We start from the raw sequence: 24,695 nt of genomic DNA on the forward strand, positions 1-24,695 counted from the left end.
TTTAGCATTGATATAAAAGGATCCATGCAACTTTTTGTCCACCGTAATCAGGCATTGTTGATTTCTCTGCGATAATTATTGTTGTGGTAAAAGCTCCTTTACTTTTCCATAATCCGCTGACAGGGCACTTCTGTCCGGATCTGGTAATCTTTATTGGAATTGATTCATTATTCATTTTCTATAATTATCAGATTTTTTGGATTTCCAATGGTCACGATCTTTTGGCGGATCAGCTGATTTATAATCTGCACTGTCTGATCTTGCAGATGAAATAGTTCTATTCTGTAAGTTTTCATATGAATCTTCAGTTAATTGCAAATGATTCGGATGGCAGGAGTGAATGATTATAATAATTAAAATTCCTGCTGAAATATAAATTAGGGTTTTCATAATGGGGGATGATTTAAAAGTTAATAATCCCGGCCGGTTGCTATTAGAATTCTGAGAACGAATTTAGAATTTGAAAAGCCCGAAAAAAAAGATTTATGGATCTGATTTATAAATTAATCGTGCCTATTTTGTAAATCAAACCACAATGTTTTATTGATTTAAATTATTGATCTTTAATTATTTAATGTATTTTTTTGTAATGTGATAAATTCCCTATGTTTTGAAATAATTTTATTCTTATGTCAATTTGATTACTTTTGAATAATATTTAGATTATATTGAAAACTTATAACGAAAACTTTATTATTTTGAAAAATGCAATATTTCTTTTCGTATGTATTGGTGTTTTAGTGAATGGTCAGAAGTTTTCAGACTACAGAGCACGCTATGATAATTTTGATGAAAATGATGGACGGGCAATGGAATTTGTTAATAGCTATATTAAAGAAGCTGGAAAAACAAAAAATTATAGAGAATTATCACAAGCTTACAGAGATGCCGTTTATTTTAATAAGGATAAAAAACTAGCATACGCTGACAGTACAATATGGGCTGCATCTTTGTCAAAAGATACAGATATTATTGGAAATGCTTATTTGACGAAGGGTAGTGTTTTTTATTTTAGTTTGAGAAAGTACCAATTTGCACTTGATGAATATTTAAAGGCATGGAAATATCTTAAAAATTCTGAAAACTCATATCTACACTATAAAAATCTATATTATATAGGAATAGTTAAGTACTATCTGGGATATTATGAGGAGGCGCTTGACATTTTTTCAGCATGTAAATTATATTACAGCCAAACTCACTCCTCCAAGTTGCTTCCCAACCTTTATCATAACCAAAAAAGAGGCTATCTAAACAGTCTTAATCATATGAGTGCCTGCCTTATTTTTCTTGCCCGATATAAGGAAGCCTCAGATCTCATTATTGAGGGATTAAAAGAGTCAGCTAATGACAAAAATTTTGATCTTGAAAGAAGTTATTTTTATGAGCTCAGGGCAGTATTGAGTTATATAAAAAATAATAATAAAGAAGCAGAGGAAGATTTCAATACTGCTATAGCAGGTATTTTAAAAGCGGATGATTTTACACATGCTTCTGTTATCTATTTTTTAAAGGGTAAGATATTACTTAGAAAGAATAAGGATCATGAAGCCGTTTATTATTTTAAAAAAGTCGATTCAATATTTATTGAGCATGATTTTGTGCTACCTGCCGTAAGAGAGTCTTATGAATTGCTTATAAATTATTATAAAGATAATAACGATAGCAGTAATGAACTTTATTACACCAAGCAGCTTCTTGCCTTTGATAAAATATTGTCCAATGATTTTAAATATCTTTCCACCAAGATTCATAAAGAGTATGATACGAAAGATTTGAGTGAATCAAAAAGGAGGCTAGAAAATTTGTCTTTATATGGCTATTTGATTGCTGTTTTTTTAATACTCACAATAACCTGTGGTGTCAAGTATTATAACATGAGAAGGAAAAGGCATGATGAAATTGTGAGTACTGTTATAAAGCATTCAAAAAAAGCTCATGACTCGATTGAAACTACTCAACCTTTAACCTCTAAACTGCCACAAGATTTTGTTAATGAAATTTTAAACAAGCTAAGCCAAATGGAAGAAAAGAGATTCTATCTTGAAAAAGGATTAACACAGAATCAGTTAGCTAAAAAATTAAAAACAAATACTACGTATCTTTCTGCTATTATTAATATGTCCAAAGGCTGCAATTTTAGTAGCTATATTAACCGACTTCGAATTGAGTATGCCAAGGAAATGCTTATAAATGATAATGAATGGAGAAAATATTCTATTGATACTATTTCTAAAGAATGCGGTTTTTCCAACCGATCTAATTTTTCTAAATTTTTTCTGGAGATAACCTCCTTAAGTCCTGTTGAATTTATACAGAAAATAAAAGGAGATCAAGAATAAAAGCTAGTAGATTTGGTCCTAAGGCTGTAAGCCAAGTCCAAATTTGAAATTTGTATTTTTTATTGAAAAAATATGAATACAACAGCGTTTTTTAAAAAGTGTAAGAATTTACATGATGAATTGGAAAAGAAGTTGGAACTCATTGAAGTAGAGTATCGTGAAAACAGAATAGAATGCTACGAAAAATGTTTAATGGAAATTGACGTAACCGTTAGGGAGACTAAACTAATAGTCAGTGTTCTTGATTTTTCAACAGCTGCGGATGAAATCCATTTTTTTAAAGAAGTAAAACCTCTTCTTATTTCTAAATTTATATATTATTCAAAACTTTTGACCATAGAAGTAGCTAAACCAAATGCTGGAAGTGCCAGCTTAAAAGAATATTACAATATTCAATTGGAAGTTATTAAAATGTTCTATAAGGAGCATATTGATTTTTATGAGTATTATAGACGTAAAGCTACTTTTTTGGATCAGAAGTATTTTATAAGATATCAGCTTGATATAAAAATGAAACTTGAAACTTTTATGTATAATTATGATGAAAAGTTTACCACTTCTCATGATCATTTGGTTGCAGAGATTTTAGCCCACGATCTTTTAGAGAATTATCTTTTAAAATCTATCAAAGAAATTGAAGGGTGTTTTTTAGAAAAATCAAGTAATCAATTTCCTGTAAACTGGTCTGCATCTAAAGCAGGTCTTATTGAACTGATCTATGCTCTTTACCATATGCGTTGTTTTAATGGGGGCAATATAGAATTAAGCGAAGTCATAAAATTTGTTGAAAAGTCATTGGATTGTGATCTTGGCAATTTTCATAAAACTGTCTTTGAGATCCGTAACAGAAAACAGGGGCCAACAAAATTCCTTCAAATGGTCTGTGACAATCTTATTCAACATTTTATGAATCATGAAACTGAGTAATAAAATATCAGGCTAAACCTCAAATCATACTGTATTTGAGGTTTCTATTTTAATTTTTGATTAAATGCTGTAAATCCGGATCATTTTGTATTCGATCCATCTCATTTGTGATGATTTTAAGGACATCAGTCTTAATGTCTCTGTAATTATCTTGGATTTGTTGGGCCATCAAATCATTACCGTCCTTATCCATAAATGATCTAATCAGCGGTATCTTCTGATTTTTTTCCATTTCTTGAGAAAGTTTAACACTATCCACAACAATCTCCGAATGAAAAATCTTCTGCTGAATCCTTTCGTCAAAGTTATCAGATACAGCACCAACAAAAAATCCTTGTGTCAAAGTAGAAATCTTCGAAGCTGGAATCAAACTATCCAATTGGGTAGAGATGGAGGTAGAGGTTTCATTCCTATTGATAGATATACTTTGTCTTTTTTGCAGCACTTTCCCAAAGCGTTCGGATAAGGTTTTTGCTGTTTCCCCCACTACCTGACCGCTGAAAATATTTCCGACCGTATTCTGAATCACTTTACTTTCCTTGTCTCCATAATCTCTTGTTAGCTGAGAAAAATCCTGAAACCCAAGACATACAGAAACTTTATTACTTCTGGCAGTAGCAATTAAATTATCCAAGCCTCTGAAGTAAATAGTGGGAAGCTCGTCAATAATGACAGAACTTTTTAACTGTCCTTTTTTATTGATCAGCTTAACAATTTTTGAATTGTATAATCCCAGAGCAGCAGAATAGATGTTCTGACGATCAGGGTTATTTCCGACGCACAATATTTTAGGTTCATTGGGATTATTGATATCCAAAGAAAAATCGTCGCCGGTCATTACCCAGTACAACTGTGGTGAGATCATTCTAGACAATGGAATCTTTGCCGATGCTATTTGCCCCTGCAATTGATCCTGTGCACCACCTTGCCATGCATCCATGAAAGGAGAGAGGTAGTTCTCTAAATCAGAATAAGATGTTAATATTGTAAATACCTCTTCATATTTTTTGTTTAGCAGTTCAATAGCGTGTGGAAAAGTACAGTATTTGCCGTTTTCATAAATTTTTAGAAACCATATGATTGCCGCTAACAATATAATGGGACTTTCGACAAAGAAGTCACCTTGTTTTTGAATCCAGCTTCTATTAAGATTCAGCATAATGGTATAGGCAGCTTCATATGCGTCTGAGATATCTGTCATAAAATTAGGATTTAAGGGGTTACACCGATGGCTTTTTCTGGGGTCGTCAAAATTGATGATATAGAATTTCGGCTTTACTGTATAAGCATCGGAATGATTTAAAAGATGATTATACGCAATGGTTGATAAATCATCGAATTTAAAATCATAGATGTACATGGAAAAACCTTTTTCAATATGCTGCCTGATATAGTTATTTACCACGGCAAAGGATTTTCCCGAGCCTGGTGTTCCTAAAACAATGGTCGCACGAAACGGATTCACTACATTAATCCATCCCTTATGCCAGTTTCCCTGATAATAGAATTTTGTGGGAAGATTAACCGAGTATTCATTATAAAGTAATTGAGTTTCCTGCTGAAAACTTTCATTCTCACTATTAAAAACATCATTCATTAAGTTATGCTTCAAAAGGCGGTTTAGCCAGACCCCGGCCTGCATGAGGAGAATGTATCCGGATCCAGTAGATAGAATATAAAGTACAGGAGTAAAACTGCTGGCAGATTGTAAGAGGATTGCATTTAAAAAGAATAAGATAAAACCAATAGAAAAAACAATACTAATTTTTTTCCAGGTGATCTTTTCATTTTTGACTCCCCTTGTGCCCAGGCAACTCAAAGCCAGTAAAACTATTGCGAACAGCTTAGAATAAATAGGTTGTGAAAAAAGGCCTGCTGTCTTATTAAAATTGTGAAGTATTTTATTGATGAGTTCCAGCGTCCATTGTTGCTTTACAAAAACTCCGTAACAAAACCAATAGAGATGCATTAGTATTAGAATAATGCTTACCGCTCGCATAAACGCCATGATTTTGGCAAGTCCTCTTAAATCGTCTTCACCCTGCATATTACATTTTAGAAGCATAAATACAGGATTATGTATTCTCAACTATAAATGTACTGTTGCAAGCATAAGTTGTCTGGCTTTGGCTCTCTTAGTATATTAATAAGACAGCTTGTGCAATAGAAGATTATTTTTTACTTCTTTTTCTTTGACTCTTTTTCATTTGATATGCAAAAACTTGTTCCTCCTGATCAGTATTTGTATCTGAAGACAGTAAGCTGGAAAAGAATCCGTCAAAAACTCCGCTGATGTTATCCGTAAGAAATTGTTCTGTGAATACTTCCTCGGATAAATTAAAGTGATCATTATGATCATATTTTGTTTGAAGCTTTATTTCTAACTCATTCCACAGTTTATTGAATGAGTTGGCGGACAGTTCTTTACTCAATTGTGAGCCATTCCAGACTAATTTTGAGTTATGGTCTATGAATGTAATTCCATATATTCTTCCCTGGTTATTTTTTCTAATAACTGCAGCAATTCCCTGCTCCAATAGTTGGGACTTAAAAGAAGCTTCTGATTTACTCGTGCTCAGTGCAGTTTCTACCGTTCTTTTAAGAAGATGTTTTGAAGGATCATTTTTCATTTTTAGTCTAGATTTCTCAATGAGCACCTGAATATTTTCTACTCCTGCATGCTTACCAAAAAGGGATGATTTAAAAGGATTGCTTACTTTTTTTCCATTTTTATCCGTAGCAAAATAAACAATTCCTTTTCTCATTTTTCCATGCAGTTCTCCGCTAACCGCTTCACTGGAAATATTGAATTGAGAAAGTAAAGCATTATAAGCACCCATACTTTGAAAGCCATAGGTTTTAGTGATATGCCTTATTATGGAGGATAATTGTGTTTTGATATTTCCCTTAGTATAATCTATAGGTTTAAAAATAGAGCTTTGATTTAAATTTCTATTCTCACCGGCAACTTTCAGCTTGTATTGTTTTTCCAGTTTTCTGCAGGCTTCCATTGATCGTGGGTGATCATAGCGATCTGATATTTTTCTCCCATCGATCTGTACGCAGGTGGTGACGATATGGATGTGGGTCCTGTCAATATCAGTATGTTTAAAAACGACATACGGTTGGTTGCCATACCCCATTTCCTGCATATATTGCTGAGCCATTTCTCTATAATCTTTGTCATCCACCTTATCGTTAGGGTCCGGATTAAGGGAAATATGTCTTACCGGTTTTTCAGTTTTATTATTGGCAATCAAGTAGGGTTCAAAATACTGATGAAAAAATGTAACCGCATAAGGTCGATCCCACAAATCGGGAATCTTATTAGTGAATAAAACCGTTCCATTTTCGTTGTCTACTTTTTGCTGATTGTAGGTCAAAGCGCCCCAAAGATTTTCACCTTTTCCAATTTTAGCAATCATTTATGAGTAGTTTTTTGAATATGGTTTTGCTCAAATTCTTTAGTGATTTCTATAATTTGCTTACAAATTAATGCCAGATCTTTGGTATGGTTTTCCAGTTTAAAGAGATAAAGTAATGCTTTTTTCTCTGTAAAATTTCGATATAAACTTTTTACAATCTGATTATAATTGTTTCCAATGGACTGAAACTGATAAAAGAATTTAGTGAGTTGAGTATGATAATCCATTGTTGAAACATCCACTTTAACAATTTTTATTTCTCTCTGAAACAAGATTGTTGTAATAAACTTTGCTTTGTTGCTCACGCCTGAAGCTTCAAATAATTTTAGAAAACCCACATTTTCTTCATCTGTCAGTCTAAATACATATCTGTTTTTACTTGGGTTCAGCTTAGGCTTACGCCCTCCTTTATTGTTTCTATTTGTTTCCATATTCTCTAATTTAATGTTAAGAAAATCACGACTTCGGAGTGGTTTTTAAAGCCCCAGCCAGGGCAAGTTGTTTTGAGGCACGAAAAAAGTTATGAGGCACTCAAAACATAACTTGCTCCTTTCGGGTGAAAGGAAATATCTTAAATAGAATAGATGTTAGCATTACACTATTTAGATACTACCATTTCAAAAAACTCCTCAATCTTCTAAAACAAAGTAAACCACAATCCATTAGAGAAACGGAATAGTAAACAAAGTCAAAGAAGGAAGTGTACTGCCAAGAACTGCCATTAGATAAGCACTGAAATAGAAATCTTTTTCATTTGCATCAGATCGAGGGCAGGACTAGCTGCAAATCTGATAGAATCCTTTAATTCTGGAAATCCTGCATTCTTGCCTTCAGGAATGTCAGCTGTCTGGATATCATTTTTGACAGATAGAAGTCAGAAATTCAATCTATCAGGATTGCAAGACGAATGAGATTCATTCACTAACGCTGCAAGCCAATCCAGCTTTCAATGGTCATAGCCAACATTCTTGATTGCGAAATATCATTCTTGAGTTTATGATGGTTGGAAGACTTGCTGTCCTTCTTTCTTTAAAATTTGGATTAACTAAAATTCAATATAATGAAAACAAAAAAACAACCGACAATTATTGCTTTTTCCACTCAAAAGGGAGGCGTAGGAAAAAGTACGTTTACAACATTAATGGCAAGTATTCTTCATTATCGAATGGGATATCAGGTTGCTGTCTTTGATTGTGACTTTCCGCAGTACAGTTTACTCCAGATGAGAGAGCGGGATTTAAAAATGGTTATGCAGAATGAGATTTTAAAAAAGATGGCTCACAAACAATTTACAAGTATTAATAAAAAAGCTTATCCTATTTTTCAAAGTAAAACTGATCAGGTTTTACAAGAAATAGATATGTATGTTGATGGCTTGGAAATAACTCCTGATTTTATATTTTTAGATCTTCCAGGAACTGTGAATACCGTTGGTATTTTAAAAACACTCACAAATGTTCATTATATTTTTTCTCCTATTACTGCAGATCGTCTTGTATTGGAAAGTACGTTAAGTTTCACTGATGTTCTTATCAATGTATTGATGAAAGAAACTCAAACAGGAATCCGGGCTATCCATCTTTTCTGGAATCAGGTGGATGGAAGAGAACGAACGTTACTTTACAAAAATTATAGTAAAGCTATTTCAGATTTAGGGCTGCCGCTTATGGAAACAACTATTACGGACAGTAAAAGATTTCGAAAGGAAGGTGAGGCCATTGCCAAGACAGTTTTCCGATCAACTTTACTGCCTGCAGATCCTAAGCTGTTAGCTCAATGCAGGCTGGATCAGTTTATAGAAGAATTTTTAAGAATTGTAAAGCCATAAAGATATGGATCACGATAATAATAACAATGAAGATAACGGTATCGATGAACAATATCTGATGTCCATTATGGCAGGAAGTTCCAAAAAAAAAGTTCCTGTAAAAAATGCAGATCCCCACAAGGAGAAAGCTATAATAAAAAATAAGTTGAAGAGCCAAAAAAGTAGTAATATAAATTATATGGAGCAGTTTCTTACGCATCATACCATGACTAAGCGTGGTGATAAAAGTATTTATATCCGTCCTGAATATCACGAACGCCTCTCACGTATTATTCAAATCATTGCTGAGGACCAGATTCCTCTGTATGCTTATCTGGATAATATACTGGCGTATCATTTTGAAATGTTTGAAAAGGAAATTACTTATGATTTCAATAACAAATACCGTCCAATCTTTTAATCTATCATCTTATGGAACAAATAATCATCATCGGTTTATTAATCATTCTTGTTTTAGTTTTTGTAGACAAAAAAAATTCAATCAGTATCAGTGGAAGAGATGATATTGCTAAAACTAAGAATCTACGATCAATTATGGGTGATGCAAAACAAATAGAAAGACAAATTTTGCCAACAGATACGAATGAAAGACAAAAGCAATCTACTGTTATGGAAGAGGATAATTTTGAAAAAGAAACTAGAGAAGAATTTGATAAATTTGAACAGATTAAAAATCTTGATGATATTCTAGGCAAAAATGGTAACTGGGAGCAGCAGGATGAAGATTGGAAATATCAGGACTCTACTATTGAAAGCGGATTTGCTACAGGGGTTACCTTTCAGGAATTGAGTACTGCGGGGCAGTTACTTCAGCAGGACTTGCTGGAGCCTGACTTAGCACAACAAGCAGTCGATATTGTCCAAAAAATTCAGGGAACCGAACTTTTTGATTTGTTAGAGAATTCCTTAGGAGATGCTTCAAAGAGAATTGCCGATTTGTTAAGTGCGAGTATTTCGAAGGATGACCAGATTATTTCTTCTGAGCGAAGTAATTCTTCTGACAGTTTTGATATTGGGGAATTTGTTTAAACGAATTCCCCTTTTTGTATAGCAAGACTGTAATTACAGTCTATTATTAAACAGCTCATGCAGTTTCTGCTGAAGAATCTTTTTATCAGGAAGCTGAGTTTTGTATTCAGAAACCATCGTTGGGGAGAGACTTCTGCTTAGTGCATATTCTACCACTTCACTGTCTTTGTCTTTACACAACAGTACACCAATACTTGGATTTTCGTTCTGACGTTTAACATCTCTGTCCAAAGCTTCCAAATAAAAGTTGAGCTGGCCCAGATGTTCCGGTTTGAACTTATCGGCTTTCAGTTCAAATGCGACCAAGCATTGCAATCCTCTGTGATAGAATAAAAGATCAATATAGAAATCAGAATTTCCAACCTGTACTTTATATTCTTCGCTGATAAAAAGAAAATCCCTGCCGAGTTCAAGAATGAAATTTTTCATCTGTTCGATTAAACCTTTTTGAAGATCACTTTCATTGAACGTTTCAGGAAGATTTAAAAAATCAAATACATAGCTGTCCTTAAAAGTATTGACAACGTTCGTATTAGTATCCCTCAACACTGTTGAGAGTTTTGAATTTCCAATCATGGTTCTTTCAAAAAGGCTGCTGGATATCTGCCTATCCAGTTCCCGAAAGCTGTAATTTTCATGTTTCGTCAGCTTCATGTAAAACTCCTGTTCTTCGATGCTCTTACAGCGTGAAAAAATCGCAAGGTTATGAGACCAACTGATTTCTCTCAACAGTGTTGAGACTTTTGGAAATTCCTTATAAGTCTCATAAAACTGCTTCATTCTCCAAAGATTTTTATCCGAAAAACCTTTTAGATCAGGTTCATTAGTCTGGATAAACTGAGCCAATTCTTTGACCACAGATTGTCCCCACTCACTCAGCTCCACTTTCTTGCTGATGTATCCACCGATGTTCCAATATAAATCAATGAGTTCCTCATTGACTTTTCTTATGGCATTACTGCGAGATTGTTTGATCAATTCAATAATGTCTGTGAATCTTTTATCCATGATTTCCTTTTTCGGGTTTCCTGCAAATTTACAATTAATTATAAACGAATCCTGAGAAGAATCCTGCTGTTCAACAGCCAAAATATTCCTCCTACTGCCATTCATATTGATTTCTTTCAGTTTCTGACAACTTTGTTTTCAAGCCCATAAAGTCTGGGTTTCATTATCAAAAATCTATTTATTATGAAAAAACAAAGAAAAAAAATTCTGCTACTGGGTGTAATCCTAATAGCGGTAACGGGCGCCTTTGCCCAGGGTAATGGTAGTGCTGGAATCAACGAGGCAACGCAGATGGTCACATCTTACTTTGAACCCGCTACACAATTAATTTACGCCATAGGGGCAGTCGTCGGACTCATCGGAGGTGTAAAGGTTTATAACAAGTTCAGCAGTGGGGATCCTGACACCAGTAAGACGGCTGCGAGCTGGTTCGGAGCATGTATCTTCTTAATTGTTGCCGCAACTATTCTTCGCTCATTCTTCCTTTAAAAAGATGATTATGAATAGCTATCACATTAATAAAGGAATAGGAAGGGCGGTAGAATTTAAGGGACTTAAAGCGCAATACCTCTTCATCTTTGCCGGAGGATTATTAGCAGTATTACTCTGTGTCATGCTTATGTATATAGCTGGAGTTAATACGTCTCTGTGTTTGATTCTAGGAGGAATCAGCAGTGGAGTTCTCATATGGCAAACCTTCGCACTGAATGGAAAATACGGAGAACATGGTCTGATGAAAGTAGGTGCCCGCAAGAAACATCCGAAATACATCATCAGTCGAAAGAATATTTACCGGTATTTGAAAAATAACCGTAAAAGAACAGACGTATGAGAAATTCTTCCAAAGTAGCCACCTTGGAAAGTAAATTTCCTTTGCTGGCTATTGAAAACGATTGTATCATTTCAAAGGACGCGGATGTTACGGTTTGCTTTAAGGTTAGACTTCCTGAACTGTTTACTCTTGCTTCCGCTGAATATGAAGCCATGCATTCCGCTTGGTTCAAAGCCATTAAAACACTCCCGGATTTCACTGTGGTTCATAAGCAGGATTGGTTTATCAAAGAAAACTATACTCCTAATCTTTCGAGAGAAGATCAGAGTTTTCTTTCCAAATCATTTGAAAGACATTTCAATGAGAGAGCTTTTTTAAATCATTACTGCTATCTGTTCATTACTAAAACCAGTAAGGAGAGAATGCGGATGCAGAGTAACTTTTCATCTCTATGTAAGGGAAAGCTCATTCCCAAGGAGATCAAAGATAAAGAAGTCATCAGTCGTTTTCTTGAAGCTGTCGATCAACTGGAAAGGATTATGAATGACACTGGTTATATCCATCTGGAAAGGATAACAGAAGATGAGATATCCGGAACTTCCGAAAGGTCAGGACTACTGGAGCAATATCTGACTCTATCCCGTGAAACCCATCCATCATTGCAGGACATCAAGTTAGGATCTGAAGAAATGCGGATCGGTAACAATCGTATTAGCATGCACACCTTATCAGATACAGAAGATCTGCCCGGCACTGTTTCATCGCACAGCCGTTATGAGAAATTAAGCACTGACCGCAGTGACTGTCTTCTATCATTTGCTTCTCCCGTGGGACTTTTGCTCAGTTGCAATCACATTTATAACCAGTATCTGTTCATTGACAACAGTGATGAAAACCTTCGTCAGTTTGAAAAATCTGCAAGGAATATGCATTCACTGGCGAGATACAGCAGAGCCAATCAGATTAATAAGGAATGGATTGAGAAGTATTTGAATGAAGCACATTCTTTCGGGTTACAATCTATACGCGCTCATTTTAATATAATGTCATGGTCTGACAATCCTACTGAGCTTAAGCAGTTAAAGAATGATACGGGAAGTGCTTTGGCTTTAATGGATTGTAAACCCCGTCATAATACGACAGATACAGCAACATTATATTGGGCAGGAATTCCGGGCAATGCAGCAGATTTTCCAAGTGAAGAAAGCTTCTATACCTTCATAGAACCAGCTTTATGTTTTTTCACCGAAGAAACCAACTATCAGGATTCACCGTCACCATTTGGGATTAAGATGGCTGACCGTCTGACAGGAAAACCGATTCATCTGGATATTTCAGATCTGCCGATGAAGCAGGGGATTATCACCAATAGAAATAAGTTCATCCTCGGACCTTCAGGAAGCGGTAAATCCTTCTTTACAAACCATATGGTAAGACAGTATTATGAGCAGGGAGCGCATGTCCTTCTTGTAGATACCGGAAATTCCTATCAGGGATTATGTGAACTCATTAAAGGTAAAACCAAAGGAGAGGATGGGGTATATTTCACCTATACAGAAGATAATCCTATTGCCTTCAATCCATTCTATACCGATGACGGAATCTTTGACATCGAAAAAAGGGAGAGTATCAAAACCTTGATTCTGACACTATGGAAAAGAGATGATGAACCACCGACCCGTTCAGAGGAAGTGGCATTGTCCAATGCAGTCAGCGGATATGTCGAAAGGATTAAAATCAATGACCAGCATCCTTCTTTTAATGGATTTTATGAATACGTTAAAGATGACTATCAGAAAGTATTGGAGCAAAAGAAAGTCAGGGAAAAAGACTTTGATATTGCCAACTTTCTCAATGTGCTGGAACCTTATTACAGAGGTGGGGAGTATGACTATCTGCTCAATTCAGAGAAGCAGCTGGACTTGTTATCCAAGCGTTTCATTGTCTTCGAAATCGATGCCATTAAAGATCATAAAATTCTGTTTCCTATTGTGACCATTATCATAATGGAAGTCTTCATCAATAAGATGCGAAGGCTCAAAGGAATCAGAAAACTGATCCTCATCGAAGAAGCCTGGAAAGCCATTGCCAAAGAAGGTATGGCAGAGTACATCAAATACCTTTTCAAGACGGTAAGGAAATTTTTCGGAGAAGCCATTGTAGTGACTCAGGAAGTCGATGATATTATCCAGTCACCAATTGTTAAGGAAAGTATCATCAACAATTCGGATTGTAAGATTCTTCTTGACCAAAGGAGGTACATGAACAAGTTTGATGATATCCAAGCGATGCTGGGATTGACTGACAAAGAAAAATCTCAAGTGCTTTCTATTAATATGGATAATGATCCACGAAGGCTTTACAAGGAAGTCTGGATTGGATTAGGCGGAACGCATTCTGCGGTCTATGCGACCGAAGTTTCTACAGAAGAATATATGGCCTATACTACAGAAGAAACAGAAAAGATGGAAGTGATGAATCTTGCATCAGAACTTGATGGCAATGTCGAACATGCTATCAAGCGGATTTCTCTCAAGAGAATCAAATCGAATACAAAAGACAATTAAATCATTTAAAATCTTAAAACAATGAAAAATTTAATCATTAAAACCTTAATGGTAGCATTTTTTGCTGCCGTGACCGATACAAAAGCACAATTTGTCGTAACTGACCCCGCAAACCTGGCTTCGGGAATTTTGAACTCAGCCAATGAAATCGTGCAGACTTCATCAACGGTATCCAATGTCGTAAAAAACTTCAATGAAGTTAAAAAGGTGTATGAGCAAGGCAAAGAATATTATGACCAGCTGAAAGCCATCAATAATCTAGTCAAAGATGCCAGAAAGGTTCAGCAGACAGTCCTATTGGTGGGCGATGTTTCGGAGATGTATGTCAACAATTTCGGTAAAATGCTGAATGACCCCAACTTCAATGCGCAGGAATTAGCTTCCATTGCCAATGGTTATTCGGCACTTCTTACTGAGAGTACGGAGCTATTGAAAGAGCTGAAGGAGATCATCACTTCTAACGGGCTTTCTCTGAATGATAAAGAAAGGATGGATGTAGTTGACCGAGTGTATAAAGAGGTCAAAGCGTATCATAATCTGGTAAGATACTATACCAATAAGAATATTTCGGTAAGTTATCTGAGAGCTAAAAAACAGAACAATACCCAAAGGGTATTAGATCTTTACGGAACCTCCAATCAAAAATACTGGTAATATGGAACCAAGCAACTTACACGAAGTCCTGCGTTCCGTTTACGAAGAAATGATGCCAATGTGCGCCGATATGGCTGCAGTCGCAAAAGGAGTTGCCGGTCTAGGAGCCTTGTTCTATGTGGCATTAAAAGTCTGGCAGTCATTGAGCCGTGCGGAGCCTATTGATTTGTTTCCCATGCTGAGACCTTTTGCCATAGGTATCTGCATTATGTTTTTCTCGACATTGGTGTTAGGAAGTCTGAATGGTGTGATGAGTCCTATTGTTCAGGGAAGTCATTCAATGCTGGAAAATCAGATATTGGATATGAATGAACTGCAGCAGAAAAAAGATCTTTTGGAACGGGAAGCGATGCTAAGGAATCCGGAGATGGCTTATCTTATTTCAAACGAAGAATTTGACAAAAAGCTGGAGGAGCTCGGATGGTCACCATCGGATTTGGTTACGATGTCAGGAATGTATATTGAAAGAGAAATGTTTGCTATTAAGAAAGACATCAGAGATGGTTTCCGGGAGTTTCTTGAAATATTGTTTCAGGCTGCAGCACTGGTTATTGATACCATCAGAACTTTCTTTCTGATCGTGCTTTCAATCTTGGGACCAATAGCATTTGCGATTTCTGTCTGGGATGGATTTCAGACCACTTTAAGTCAATGGCTGACAAGATATATCAGTGTTTACCTATGGCTGCCTGTTGCTGATATTTTCAGTGCCATTCTTGCCAAGATACAAACTTTGATTTTAGAACGGGATATCGAGATGCTCGCTGATACGACTTTTATTCCTGATACTTCCAATACGGTTTATATTATTTATATGGTGATTGGCATCATAGGCTACTTTACGGTGCCAACGGTGACTGGTTGGGTAATTCAGGCAGGAGGAGCAGGCAATTTCATGCGTAATGTGAACCAGACAGCTACGAAATCAGGCAATGTTGCAGGAGCGGCAGTAGGTTCAGCAACAGGAAATATTTCGGGAAGATTATTAAAATAAAAAATACAGTTCTATGGAATTTAAAACTTTAAGAAATATTGAGAGCAGCTTTAAGCAGATCCGCTTGTTTACGTTCGTTTTTGCTATGTTGTGTTTTGGAGTAGTAGGGGTCGTGGTATTCAAATCCTATCAGTTCGCTGAAAAACAACGTGAGAAAATCTATGTGCTGGACAATGGTAAATCTTTAATGGTTGCCCTTTCTCAGGATATGTCGATTAACAGACCTGTTGAAGCAAGAGAGCATGTGAGACGATTTCATGAATTGTTCTTCACGATAGCACCTGATAAGAATGCTATTGAAAGCAATGTAAAAAGGGCTTTTGATTTAGCTGATCAATCCGCATTCAATTACTATAAAGACCTTCAGGAAAAAGGTTACTATAACAGAATCATTTCAGGTAATATTCAGCAGAGAATTGAGGTAGACAGTGTCGTTGCCAACTTTGACAGTTATCCTTATGGCGTAAAAACTTATGCGAGACAATTTATTATCAGATCCAGTAATCTTACCATCAGAAATTTAGTTACCAACTGTTCGCTGGTTAATTCGGTACGGTCTGACAGTAATCCTCAGGGATTTACCATTGAAAAATTCAACGTGCTTGAAAATAAAGATGTTGAAACTGTTGAACGCTAAAATAACTGCAATGAAAAAACTAAGAGATACAATCGAAAATTATGTTGTAAAGGTTGAAAGCCGTTGGAAAGTTCTTTCAGTAGAGCGACAAAAATTTCTAACCAAGGTTTTCTTTGGTAGTTATGTTTTGCTGACAATTATTGTCATTATTAGTGTTTTCATTTCTACAAGTCAAAGAAATAATATCATGTCTATCAATCATATTGATGGTATTTGTAAGAAATCTATCGAAAAAGATTCTGGACAGACTGATGCAGTAGAACCACTCATTAAAAAATAGAATATGAAAGACTCAGAGAAAATTAAAGTGACAGAAAATGATCTCACACAAAATTCAAACGGAGTGAATGATCATCCCAAGGCTCAATGGAAAAGACTGAAGAAACCTTTCATCTACTTTTTGATGACTGCTGTATGTGCATCGTGCTTTTATCTGATCTTTAAGCCCAAAACCGATCATACCGTTATTGAAGAGGCTGGTTTTAATACAGCTATTCCACAGGCAAAAGACGGTCAATTGCAGTCTGATAAGCAAAAGGCTTATGAGCAGCAGTTATTAGAGCAAAAGAATGAAGAAAAAAGAAATGCAATAACAACCTTATCCGATTATTGGAATGACCAAAGCGATTCAAATTCTAATAACAATCCATCAAGTGTAGTGGCTAGAACAAGTATTCTTCAGCAATCAGATCAGAATGCTCTGAACAGCTATCGCAATTCCCAACAAACCTTGAGTTCATTTTATGGTCGGGATGATCAGGAAGTCAATAATTTGAGGAAAGAAATTTCAAGATTGAAGAATGAAGCGATGCAAAATAATGCTGTTCCTGTTGGCTTAGGAATAAATGATCAGCTAGAACTGATGGAAAAATCATATCAGATGGCAGCTAAGTACCTTCCAACGACTTCAAAACAGGAAGATCGGGCACCAAAAGAAAAGGTGGAAATACCAACTGGAAAGAAGATTAAATTGACTTCAGCAAAACCAGCACATCCCACTATTGTTTCTTCATTGTACAGAGAGCCATCTGATAGTGCCTTTATTGCAGGTTTAAATAAGAATAGATTTTATGACAGTGTAAATAATGCAGAGAAATTAGTTCCAGCAAAAAATGCAATAAGAGGTGTGGTGTACGAAACTAAGACTTTGGTAAATGAAAGTATATTATCCATAAGGCTTTCTGAAGCGATGAATGTCGGACGAACTGAAATTCCATCAGGGAGTTTGCTGATTGCCACAAGTAAATTCCAGGGTGGACGACTTCAGTTAAAAATATCTTCCATTCAATATCAAGGTAATGTTTATTCTGTAGAAATCAATGTTCATGACAATGACGGGCAATTGGGTTTATATATTCCGTATTCACCGGAGCAGAATGCCGTAAAAGATATTGTAGGCAATATGAGCCAGACTTCCGGTACCAATATTATGATGACCCAATCAGCAGGACAACAGATTGCAGCTGATCTAAGCAGGGGAATCGTACAGGGCTTGTCGGGCTATTTTCAAAAAAAAGTCAGACAATTGAAAGTCACTGTAAAAGCGGGCCATCAGGTATTACTCTTACCCAAAAATAACTAATCAAAAAATTAAAAAATGAATACACAAAAGAGCCATTATATTCTCATTATGCTATTACTTCTATTGGCAAGCAAGATATTTGGTCAGGATTCTGTGACAACTTATATTTCCTTGGAACAGGGAAAATTGGAACCTTTCAAAATGCAGGTCACCTACAGTAAAACGAGCCACGTTATTTTTCCATCACCTATACGATATGTTGATCTGGGGAGTGAACTGTTAGTAGCCAATAAGGCAGAGCCTATCGGAAATGTTCTCCGAATTAAATCTGCTGTGAGAGATTTTGAAGTGGAAACCAATTTTTCGGTCATTACTGAAGATGGAAAATTTTACAATTTTGATGTGTCTTACAGTTCTTATCCGGAAATACTCAGCTATGATTTAGTAAAACTTCAAAGGGGTATTGAACGGCAATATACTACTGATGTATTGTTTGAGGACCTTAAAGGAAGCTCCACCACTCTGACAGAGCTTATTATGGAAAATCTCTATAAGAAAAGCAACAGAACCACTAAACATATTGTTTCAAAAAGTTATGGAATTGAGTTTTCGGTCAGGGCACTCCACGTTAATGAAAGCAAATTTTATTTCACATTGCAGATTGAGAATCAAAGTAATGTGGCATATAGTATTGAATGGGTCAACTTTAAAATTGTTGACAAGAAGAATTTAAAACGAACGGTTGTTCAGGATAAGGTATTAGAAAAGGTTCGAACCTATTTCCCGCAAATGACAGCAGCTGATCATTCAAACATACAAGGGGTTTATCTGCTGGATCAGTTTACTCTTTTAAAAGATCAGGTGCTGGAAATCGAAATTCTGGAGAAGAACGGGGAAAGACATCAGAAGATACAGCTTGAAAATTCAGATCTGATTCGTGCAAAATTGATAAAGAGTTTAACCATAAAAACAAAGTAAGATGAACAAAATTTTTTTAGCAGTCATCTTAACGATTGCATTGAACAGCAAAACATTTGCTCAACAAATGATTCCTGGACAGACAGGTGTTGAATTTTCTTATTCAGTGTTTCCAAAATCTCCTGAAAATCAAAATTATGCGCTAAGTGCGGGGTTTGTTTCCTACCTAAGGAATGGTAATTACTTTTTTGGACTGGCAGAATATAGCATAAAGTATTATGAATACACCAACTATAATATTCCGATAGATACGTTCCTGCTGGGCGGTGGTTACAGTTTTTATGTATGGGGAGACTTCACACGCACAGTTAATCTTAATCTTGGAATCGGAGGTCTTGCAGGTTACGAACAGGTTAATAGGGGCAATGAATTGCTATATGACGGTTCAATGTTAACAGCAACAGATAACTTTATTTACGGAGCAAATGGTAAGCTATCCATTGAAAGTTATCTGACCGGACATTTAGTTTTTCTGGTTAATGGGCAACTGAGGTTTTTGAAAAATAGTCAAATGGCTCAGTTTCATTCTCTGCTGGGAGTTGGAATAAGATATAATTTTTAAAATATTTACAATGAAAAATATAGTTAATAATAAAATAGGAATGCTATTTAAACTTTTCATCATGGTAGTTATGGTGGGGTTGCATGTACAATCATGTGAAAAAGATGATTTAGAAATTCAACAGAATTTTCCTTTTGAGTTAGAGGTGATGCCTGTTCAGAAGTACGTTTCTAAAGGTGAAACTGTAGAAATCAGATGTCGTATTATTCCAAATGGAAATTATACAGGAACCACTTATTCAATACGATATTTTCAGTCCGAAGGGCAGGGAAGTCTTCGTTTATTTAACGATCCATCCTTTGTTCCTAATGATTTCTATCCGTTAACTGAAAAGGAATTCAGGTTGTACTATACTTCTGAATCTACAGTTTCCCAAAGTTTTGATATTTGGATAGCAGATAATGCGGGTAATAGACAGAAAATTAATTTTCAGTTTAACCCTCAAAGTACAGGAAATTTATAAAAAAATATCATTTAAAATCCAGGCTATTTCGGCAGAAATAGCCTTTTTTTGTAATGTTAGTTTATCTATATAAACTAACATTTGCCTGTAACTTTTTGAGAAAATGTAAGCATCTATATTTTTCTCAATAGGGTTACTCCTGACATTTGCGAAAAGACGTTTCTGACCAAAGGAAGGAATTGTCTTTTCGCCGAATTTTAAGTAAGCGACAATTCATGATTGTCGCTTACTTTAGTTAGTAATAATTTTTGATTCAAAAATGCCCCTCATCGGCAAATGACATATAATCTGTTGAGGTTAAAATGCAATGATCGAGTAATTTAATATTTAAAAATTCTGAGGCATTTTTTATATTCTGCGTTATTTTTAAATCTTCATTTGAAGGATTTAAATTTCCTGATGGGTGATTATGTGCTAAGATTACGGCAGATGCATTGCATAATAGGGCGGCTTGCATGATAATTCTTACATCAACAATTGTTGAAGAAATACCTGATTCAGATATTTTCTTTATCCCTAAAACTTTATTTGCCTGATTTAAATATAATGTAAAAAATGATTCCCTATAGTCTATTTCATCAATATCAAAGTATTGACGAAATACATCAACTGCATCACGTGAGCAGCTTATTAATTTCTCTGAATTGCCTTTTCGTGAATAACTAAATTTTATTTCATTGACAATATTAAAATCCATGTGATTGCTCTTGTATGGCAGAGACTTGAATTTCCCATACTTATTATATTTTGTTTTGTTTTCAATCTTTTATCCGTCCTTTCTCTGAAAGCCTTTCAGGCTTCGTTTAATATTTTTCAAAAGAAAAACCGGAAAAAAGAAAGCAGATATGAAGTGTTGACAAAGAAAAATGACCAAAAGGAAACGGAATAATTGGAGGGTACCTTTAGGGAGCAAACCGTTTATGCCGTAGTCTTTTGGCTACATAAGCCATGGCTGACAACAATACCTTAGCTGCCTTTTTACCGGTTTATTTTTGGAAATGTTAGAAATCTCAATAAAAATCCAGTTGGATCAATGAATATAAAGTCTTATTATAAAACTAAGGTGGGAGTTATTTGGGCATGATTTACCCAATAAAATCACTAAGTATAAGTGATTAGCTATGTAGTTTTTTCAACACAATCAAATTGTACTGATTTTCCAATATAATCTGAAAGGCTTAATCTTGTTATATACTTGTTTTATTTAGCTAAGGTTATCCAGTTCAAGTTTTAATCGATCTGCTTCGATAAGTTGTTTTAATTCTTTCTCATCGGGAAGGTATGTCCTGTATTTGCTTGCGAACAATTTTTCATTTTCAGACATAACAGAATATTTTACCACTGTTTCATCTTTTTCCGTACATAGAATGATGCCAATAGTTGGATTATCATCATCACCTTTTTTAAGATCATTATACATCCTAACGTACATATCCATCTGTCCAATAGCTTCGTGGGTTAATTTATGTGTTTTTAAATCGACAAGTACGAAACATTTAAGATAGTAATTATAAAAGACAAGATCTATAAAGAAATCGGAGGTATCGGTAATAATGTGCTGTTGCCTTGCAACAAATGCAAAACCTTTCCCTAACTCCATCAGGAATTGTTGAAGGTGAGAGATGAGTGCTGATTCTATTTGAGTTTCTGTCTGTGAGGTATCATTTGGTAATCCTAGAAATTCAAATATGTAAGGATCTTTTATGAAAGATGAAACTTCTTTCTCATCATTATTCTCTGGAAATTTTAATAATCTGCCAAGGTATTGGCTGTCAATATTTCGTTGCAATGTTCTGGTATTCCAGTTTCCTTCAATGGAATGATTTACGTATTGAATTCTGTGATCAGGGTTGTCAATTCTGCTTATAATCCTGTAATGAGTCTAACTCAATTCGGTACGCACTGCGTTCCAAATTGGGAAAGAGTTAAAGAATGCTCTCATATTGTTCAGGTTTCTTTCATTAAACCCCTTGCCGAACTCAATAGATAGTTGGTTTGCTAAATTTTTAAGTAGATATTTTCCATAGCCAGCACGTTTTTCACCATTTTGTTCATCCTGGACAATGAGTTTACCTATTTCCCAGTACATCTTTAACAATATGGTATTAGTAGTTCTGTAAAGACTTGATTTTGAATCTGCAATAATTTTAGCAATTGAATGATAAAGTTCTTGCTTTGGCTCCAGGTGCTGTTCTTTCATATTCTCAAATGTACAAAAATTAGATGTTTTGGATAAAAAAAACTGTAGTCAATTAAATGCAACAGACTGCCATCAAATACATTTTGAAGACACTTGGAAACTTTCAAGTATAGGAAAATAAGTCATTTACTGCCAAACAGATGCTTTTACTTTCATAACGATACCTTCTCTAAATTATGTATTCAATTTTATGTTCCAAAACAAAAATGTGAATATGGAAAAATTACAAATAAGTACAATGACAACTGAAGAAACAATCGAGCTTCTTAAAACTGATGGCGTGTACGTTACTGTGGAGGAAGCGAAAAATATTTTAGTATTTTTATATTTAATTGCCGGTCTTGTAACTAGTGAAAAATTCAATTTTGAAATAATACTAGTCGATTAACTTCTTTAATAAATCTTGTTTTTACTATTAAATTGATTACAAACCTTGTAAATACTTTTCGATATCTTTAGGTGAAAATTTTAAAACTAATTATTATGAGTAATGTTGCTTTATATATTCGTGTATCAACTGATGAGCAGGCAGATAGAGGTTACTCTCAACGTGATCAGGAAGAACGCTTAAAAAGGTATTGTGAAACTAATAATCTTAAAATTGATAATCTTATTTTTGAAGATCATTCAGCAAAAAATTTTAATCGTCCAGGATGGAATGAGCTTTTAATTTATCTAAAGAAAAAAAAATCTAAGATTGATAAAGTTTTATTTACTAAATGGGACCGCTTTAGCAGGAATGCAGGTGATGCATATCAAATGATAAGTATCCTTAAAAAACTGGGAGTAGAAGTCCAAGCAATAGAACAACCATTGGATCTTTTCATACCAGAAAATAAAATGATGTTAGCAATCTATCTTGCTGCACCAGAAGTAGAGAATGACAGAAGAGCACTGAATACATTTTATGGTATGCGAAGAGCTAAAAAGGAAGGAAGATGGATGGCTAGTGCTCCTTTCGGATACATTAATAAAATTACTGAGGATGGCAAATATAAGTTTATTGAGCCTAAAGAACCTGAAGCTTCAATAATACGTTATTTATTCAATGAAATAGCAAAAGGAATTGAGGCTCCTGAAACTATACGACGGCAGCTTTCAGAAAAGGGAGTAAAAATTTTGAGTAATCAAGCTTTTCATGTTGCGATAAGAAATCCAGTGTATTGTGGTAAAATATTTATCAAGAAATACCGGGATGAAGAAGCTCACTATGTAAAATCTTTACATGCTCCTCTTATAAGTGAGACACTATTTAATAAAGTCCAGTTCATTTTAGAAGGCAATAAAAGAAAAACCCGAAAGTATATAAAATTTAGTTCTGCTGATGTATTTCCATTGAGAGGTTTTTTGATTTGCCCGAAATGTGGAAAAAATTTAACTGCCAGTGGTTCAAAGGGAAGTCAGAAAGTATATTATTACTATCATTGTAAATCATCTTGTGGATTTAGGCAAAGTGCTGAACTTACCAATAATCTTTTTGTAGAGGAATTAAAGAAATATGAGTTTCTTCCTTCAGTTCAAAAAATTTTACAAAATATTCTACTAACAACCTATAAAAAGTATAATAACAAAGCTGGCGATAGAAGAAAAAGAATAATTTCTGAAATAGAAACTTATAATGCTAAAATAGCTCTTGCACGAGAAAAATTATTAGCGGAAAAGATTGAAGATGACGATTATATGATTATTAAAGCACAGTCAAAACAAAAAATTGAAATTCTTGAAAATGAACTTCATTCTTGTTTAGTTGCGACTAGTAAACCCGAAAAAGTTGATGATCGCTTAAACAAGGCTCTATCAGTTATATCTAACTTATCATTATTATACCAATCAAGTAGTGTAGAAGCAAAAAGAAAAATAATTAGTTCGATATATCCAGAAAATCTTGAATTTACAGGAATTGAATATCGAACTACCAGAGTAAACTCTGTGTTAAGAAGTATATCTCTTGTAACCAATGGATTAGGTGATGTAAATAATAAAAAAAATGATAAGAAAACAGCTTATCCCTGTTTGGTAGCCCCACCAGGAATCGAACCTGGATTTAAAGTTTAGGAAACTTTTGTTCTATCCATTGAACTATGAGGCCATTATGAAATTAAAGGTACATATTATTTCGGATTCATTGTAGGAGGAATAGGAAATGAGTCTGTCTGTTTTCCGGTTTTTATCACCTGCAAAATAAAAGAACCCGCTCTTTAGGAGCGGATTCAGTAGATAAAACATCTCATTTTTTTAATTAGACAACAATAAAAAGCACAGCCGACAATGCTGTGCTTAAATTTTTATTTCAAATTTAATTGCAATTTCAAGACGAAGAAAAGCAAATAAAGTTTCCACTTCTATTATTATTACATAGTAAATGTACAAATTAATTCAATACGAAATATGAACTTAATGTTAAAATTCACAAGTTATCCACAATTTGTTGTGGATAAGTGCGTCCGGATCCGGTACCTTTCTGTTCAATAATGATAGGCTGGGGATTGATAAGCTATTCTTAGATTGTTGACTCTGCTAAAAAAGACCATCAATGCACGAATTTTACAGAATTGAAAAAGTTGATACACAAACTGTTTCAGGTGACATTTTGGTTGAATCAGTAGATCTGAATAAGACCGGTTGTCTTATTGCCCTGATTTCCGGAAAGAAATAGCCCTATTATATGATAGGTGTGCTCCCGATATTTATAACATTTTGATATAAAAGCCATAGGTTATCATTTTAAAAAAAGAGTATCTTTATTTCATTACAATCTATCAATACATATTATACTGATTAAAATAA

At 34.7% G+C, this 24,695-nt stretch carries 28 protein-coding genes and 1 tRNA gene; 19 read left to right on the forward strand and 10 right to left on the reverse strand.

What is annotated here, in order from left to right; genetic code table 11:
* Nucleotide 1: 1 nt before the first annotated feature.
* Together JO178_RS10445 and JO178_RS10450 are read right to left on the reverse strand one after the other, a co-directional pair.
* Nucleotides 2–175: a hypothetical protein gene (locus JO178_RS10445; protein WP_291935114.1), complete on the reverse strand. Its 174-nt coding sequence runs from the start codon at nt 173–175 to the stop codon at nt 2–4.
* Entirely contained in the window at nt 172–390 is a 219-nt protein-coding gene (locus JO178_RS10450; protein ID WP_291935116.1) for a hypothetical protein, read from the reverse strand. Before JO178_RS10450 ends, JO178_RS10445 begins: the two co-directional genes overlap by 4 nt.
* Nucleotides 391–698: 308 nt before the next feature.
* On the opposite strand from JO178_RS10450, the gene JO178_RS10455 reads away from it, so the two are divergent.
* Nucleotides 699–2,342 (forward strand): AraC family transcriptional regulator, encoded by a 1,644-nt coding sequence (locus tag JO178_RS10455; RefSeq protein WP_291935118.1) that lies wholly within the window; start codon nt 699–701, stop codon nt 2,340–2,342.
* A 72-nt stretch (nt 2,343–2,414) separates the two neighbouring features.
* A complete protein-coding gene (locus tag JO178_RS10460; RefSeq protein ID WP_291935120.1) occupies nt 2,415–3,269 on the forward strand; it encodes an RteC domain-containing protein in 855 nt (284 codons plus the stop codon).
* Between the two features lie 49 nt (nt 3,270–3,318).
* On the opposite strand, the gene mobC is transcribed toward JO178_RS10460, so the two are convergent.
* From mobC to mobA, 3 genes are all read right to left on the reverse strand, one after another.
* The gene (gene mobC, locus JO178_RS10465) at nt 3,319–5,316 is read right to left on the reverse strand and encodes a conjugal transfer protein MobC (RefSeq protein ID WP_291935347.1); all 1,998 of its coding nucleotides are present in this window, start codon (nt 5,314–5,316) and stop codon (nt 3,319–3,321) included.
* A 124-nt stretch (nt 5,317–5,440) separates the two neighbouring features.
* On the reverse strand, nt 5,441–6,694 hold the full coding sequence (mobB, locus tag JO178_RS10470; RefSeq protein WP_291935121.1) for a conjugal transfer protein MobB: 1,254 nt from the start codon (nt 6,692–6,694) through the stop codon (nt 5,441–5,443).
* A complete protein-coding gene (gene mobA, locus JO178_RS10475) occupies nt 6,691–7,125 on the reverse strand; it encodes a conjugal transfer protein MobA (RefSeq protein WP_291935123.1) in 435 nt (144 codons plus the stop codon). The genes mobB and mobA overlap by 4 nt, the downstream gene beginning before the upstream one ends.
* A 629-nt stretch (nt 7,126–7,754) precedes the next feature.
* Here mobA and JO178_RS10480 point away from each other — a divergent pair.
* From JO178_RS10480 to JO178_RS10490, 3 genes are read left to right on the forward strand one after another with little or no spacing between them, the layout of a single operon-like run.
* The gene (locus tag JO178_RS10480) at nt 7,755–8,522 is read left to right on the forward strand and encodes a ParA family protein (RefSeq protein ID WP_291935125.1); all 768 of its coding nucleotides are present in this window, start codon (nt 7,755–7,757) and stop codon (nt 8,520–8,522) included.
* Nucleotides 8,523–8,526: 4 nt separating this feature from the next.
* Entirely contained in the window at nt 8,527–8,922 is a 396-nt protein-coding gene (locus JO178_RS10485) for a DUF3408 domain-containing protein (protein WP_291935127.1), read from the forward strand.
* A gap of 11 nt (nt 8,923–8,933) precedes the next feature.
* On the forward strand, nt 8,934–9,551 hold the full coding sequence (locus JO178_RS10490) for a hypothetical protein (protein WP_291935129.1): 618 nt from the start codon (nt 8,934–8,936) through the stop codon (nt 9,549–9,551).
* Between the two features lie 33 nt (nt 9,552–9,584).
* Here the strand turns inward: JO178_RS10490 and JO178_RS10495 are convergent, their stop codons facing one another.
* Nucleotides 9,585–10,559, reverse strand: coding sequence for a PDDEXK nuclease domain-containing protein (locus tag JO178_RS10495; protein WP_291935131.1), 975 nt, complete (start codon nt 10,557–10,559; stop codon nt 9,585–9,587).
* A 183-nt stretch (nt 10,560–10,742) separates the two neighbouring features.
* Here JO178_RS10495 and JO178_RS10500 point away from each other — a divergent pair, with 183 nt between their 5' ends.
* From JO178_RS10500 to JO178_RS10550, 11 genes are read left to right on the forward strand one after another with little or no spacing between them, the layout of a single operon-like run.
* Entirely contained in the window at nt 10,743–11,048 is a 306-nt protein-coding gene (locus JO178_RS10500) for a DUF4134 domain-containing protein (protein ID WP_291935133.1), read from the forward strand.
* A 10-nt stretch (nt 11,049–11,058) separates the two neighbouring features.
* Complete coding sequence (locus JO178_RS10505) at nt 11,059–11,391, forward strand: DUF4133 domain-containing protein (RefSeq protein ID WP_291935135.1); 333 nt, start codon at nt 11,059–11,061, stop codon at nt 11,389–11,391.
* Nucleotides 11,388–13,898 (forward strand): TraG family conjugative transposon ATPase, encoded by a 2,511-nt coding sequence (locus JO178_RS10510; RefSeq protein WP_291935137.1) that lies wholly within the window; start codon nt 11,388–11,390, stop codon nt 13,896–13,898. The genes JO178_RS10505 and JO178_RS10510 overlap by 4 nt, the downstream gene beginning before the upstream one ends.
* 48 nt (nt 13,899–13,946) lie before the next feature.
* Nucleotides 13,947–14,552: a DUF4141 domain-containing protein gene (locus tag JO178_RS10515; RefSeq protein ID WP_291935348.1), complete on the forward strand. Its 606-nt coding sequence runs from the start codon at nt 13,947–13,949 to the stop codon at nt 14,550–14,552.
* Nucleotide 14,553: 1 nt separating this feature from the next.
* Nucleotides 14,554–15,546 (forward strand): conjugative transposon protein TraJ, encoded by a 993-nt coding sequence (traJ, locus tag JO178_RS10520; RefSeq protein ID WP_291935139.1) that lies wholly within the window; start codon nt 14,554–14,556, stop codon nt 15,544–15,546.
* A gap of 13 nt (nt 15,547–15,559) precedes the next feature.
* Complete coding sequence (gene traK, locus JO178_RS10525; protein WP_291935141.1) at nt 15,560–16,183, forward strand: conjugative transposon protein TraK; 624 nt, start codon at nt 15,560–15,562, stop codon at nt 16,181–16,183.
* A gap of 10 nt (nt 16,184–16,193) precedes the next feature.
* Nucleotides 16,194–16,463, forward strand: coding sequence for a hypothetical protein (locus tag JO178_RS10530; protein ID WP_291935143.1), 270 nt, complete (start codon nt 16,194–16,196; stop codon nt 16,461–16,463).
* 3 nt (nt 16,464–16,466) lie between these two features.
* Nucleotides 16,467–17,765, forward strand: coding sequence for a conjugative transposon protein TraM (gene traM, locus JO178_RS10535; RefSeq protein WP_291935145.1), 1,299 nt, complete (start codon nt 16,467–16,469; stop codon nt 17,763–17,765).
* Between the two features lie 15 nt (nt 17,766–17,780).
* Nucleotides 17,781–18,683 carry a conjugative transposon protein TraN gene (gene traN, locus JO178_RS10540; RefSeq protein WP_291935147.1) on the forward strand — a complete coding sequence of 301 codons (903 nt, stop codon included), beginning with the start codon at nt 17,781–17,783 and terminating at the stop codon, nt 18,681–18,683.
* A gap of 1 nt (nt 18,684) precedes the next feature.
* Complete coding sequence (locus JO178_RS10545) at nt 18,685–19,245, forward strand: conjugal transfer protein TraO (RefSeq protein WP_291935149.1); 561 nt, start codon at nt 18,685–18,687, stop codon at nt 19,243–19,245.
* 10 nt (nt 19,246–19,255) lie between these two features.
* The gene (locus tag JO178_RS10550; protein WP_291935151.1) at nt 19,256–19,708 is read left to right on the forward strand and encodes a DUF3872 domain-containing protein; all 453 of its coding nucleotides are present in this window, start codon (nt 19,256–19,258) and stop codon (nt 19,706–19,708) included.
* A gap of 253 nt (nt 19,709–19,961) precedes the next feature.
* On the opposite strand, the gene JO178_RS10555 is transcribed toward JO178_RS10550, so the two are convergent.
* The 3 genes from JO178_RS10555 to JO178_RS10565 form a co-directional block, all read right to left on the reverse strand.
* Nucleotides 19,962–20,405 (reverse strand): JAB domain-containing protein, encoded by a 444-nt coding sequence (locus tag JO178_RS10555; RefSeq protein ID WP_291935153.1) that lies wholly within the window; start codon nt 20,403–20,405, stop codon nt 19,962–19,964.
* Between the two features lie 507 nt (nt 20,406–20,912).
* Nucleotides 20,913–21,497: a PDDEXK nuclease domain-containing protein gene (locus JO178_RS10560; protein WP_291935155.1), complete on the reverse strand. Its 585-nt coding sequence runs from the start codon at nt 21,495–21,497 to the stop codon at nt 20,913–20,915.
* Nucleotides 21,498–21,590: 93 nt separating this feature from the next.
* Nucleotides 21,591–21,908, reverse strand: coding sequence for a DUF1016 N-terminal domain-containing protein (locus JO178_RS10565; protein ID WP_291935157.1), 318 nt, complete (start codon nt 21,906–21,908; stop codon nt 21,591–21,593).
* A gap of 214 nt (nt 21,909–22,122) precedes the next feature.
* On the opposite strand from JO178_RS10565, the gene JO178_RS10570 reads away from it, so the two are divergent.
* Entirely contained in the window at nt 22,123–22,296 is a 174-nt protein-coding gene (locus JO178_RS10570) for a hypothetical protein (protein WP_167510630.1), read from the forward strand.
* A 95-nt stretch (nt 22,297–22,391) separates the two neighbouring features.
* Nucleotides 22,392–23,963 (forward strand): recombinase family protein, encoded by a 1,572-nt coding sequence (locus JO178_RS21520; RefSeq protein ID WP_365866466.1) that lies wholly within the window; start codon nt 22,392–22,394, stop codon nt 23,961–23,963.
* On the opposite strand, the gene JO178_RS10575 is transcribed toward JO178_RS21520, so the two are convergent.
* Nucleotides 23,923–23,997, reverse strand: a tRNA-Arg gene (locus JO178_RS10575). The genes JO178_RS21520 and JO178_RS10575 overlap by 41 nt on opposite strands.
* A 444-nt stretch (nt 23,998–24,441) precedes the next feature.
* On the opposite strand from JO178_RS10575, the gene JO178_RS10580 reads away from it, so the two are divergent.
* Nucleotides 24,442–24,564, forward strand: coding sequence for a hypothetical protein (locus JO178_RS10580; RefSeq protein ID WP_291935161.1), 123 nt, complete (start codon nt 24,442–24,444; stop codon nt 24,562–24,564).
* Nucleotides 24,565–24,695: the final 131 nt, after the last annotated feature.

This window comes from Chryseobacterium sp., from assembly GCF_019236175.1.
Classification (GTDB): Bacteria; Bacteroidota; Bacteroidia; order Flavobacteriales; family Weeksellaceae; genus Chryseobacterium.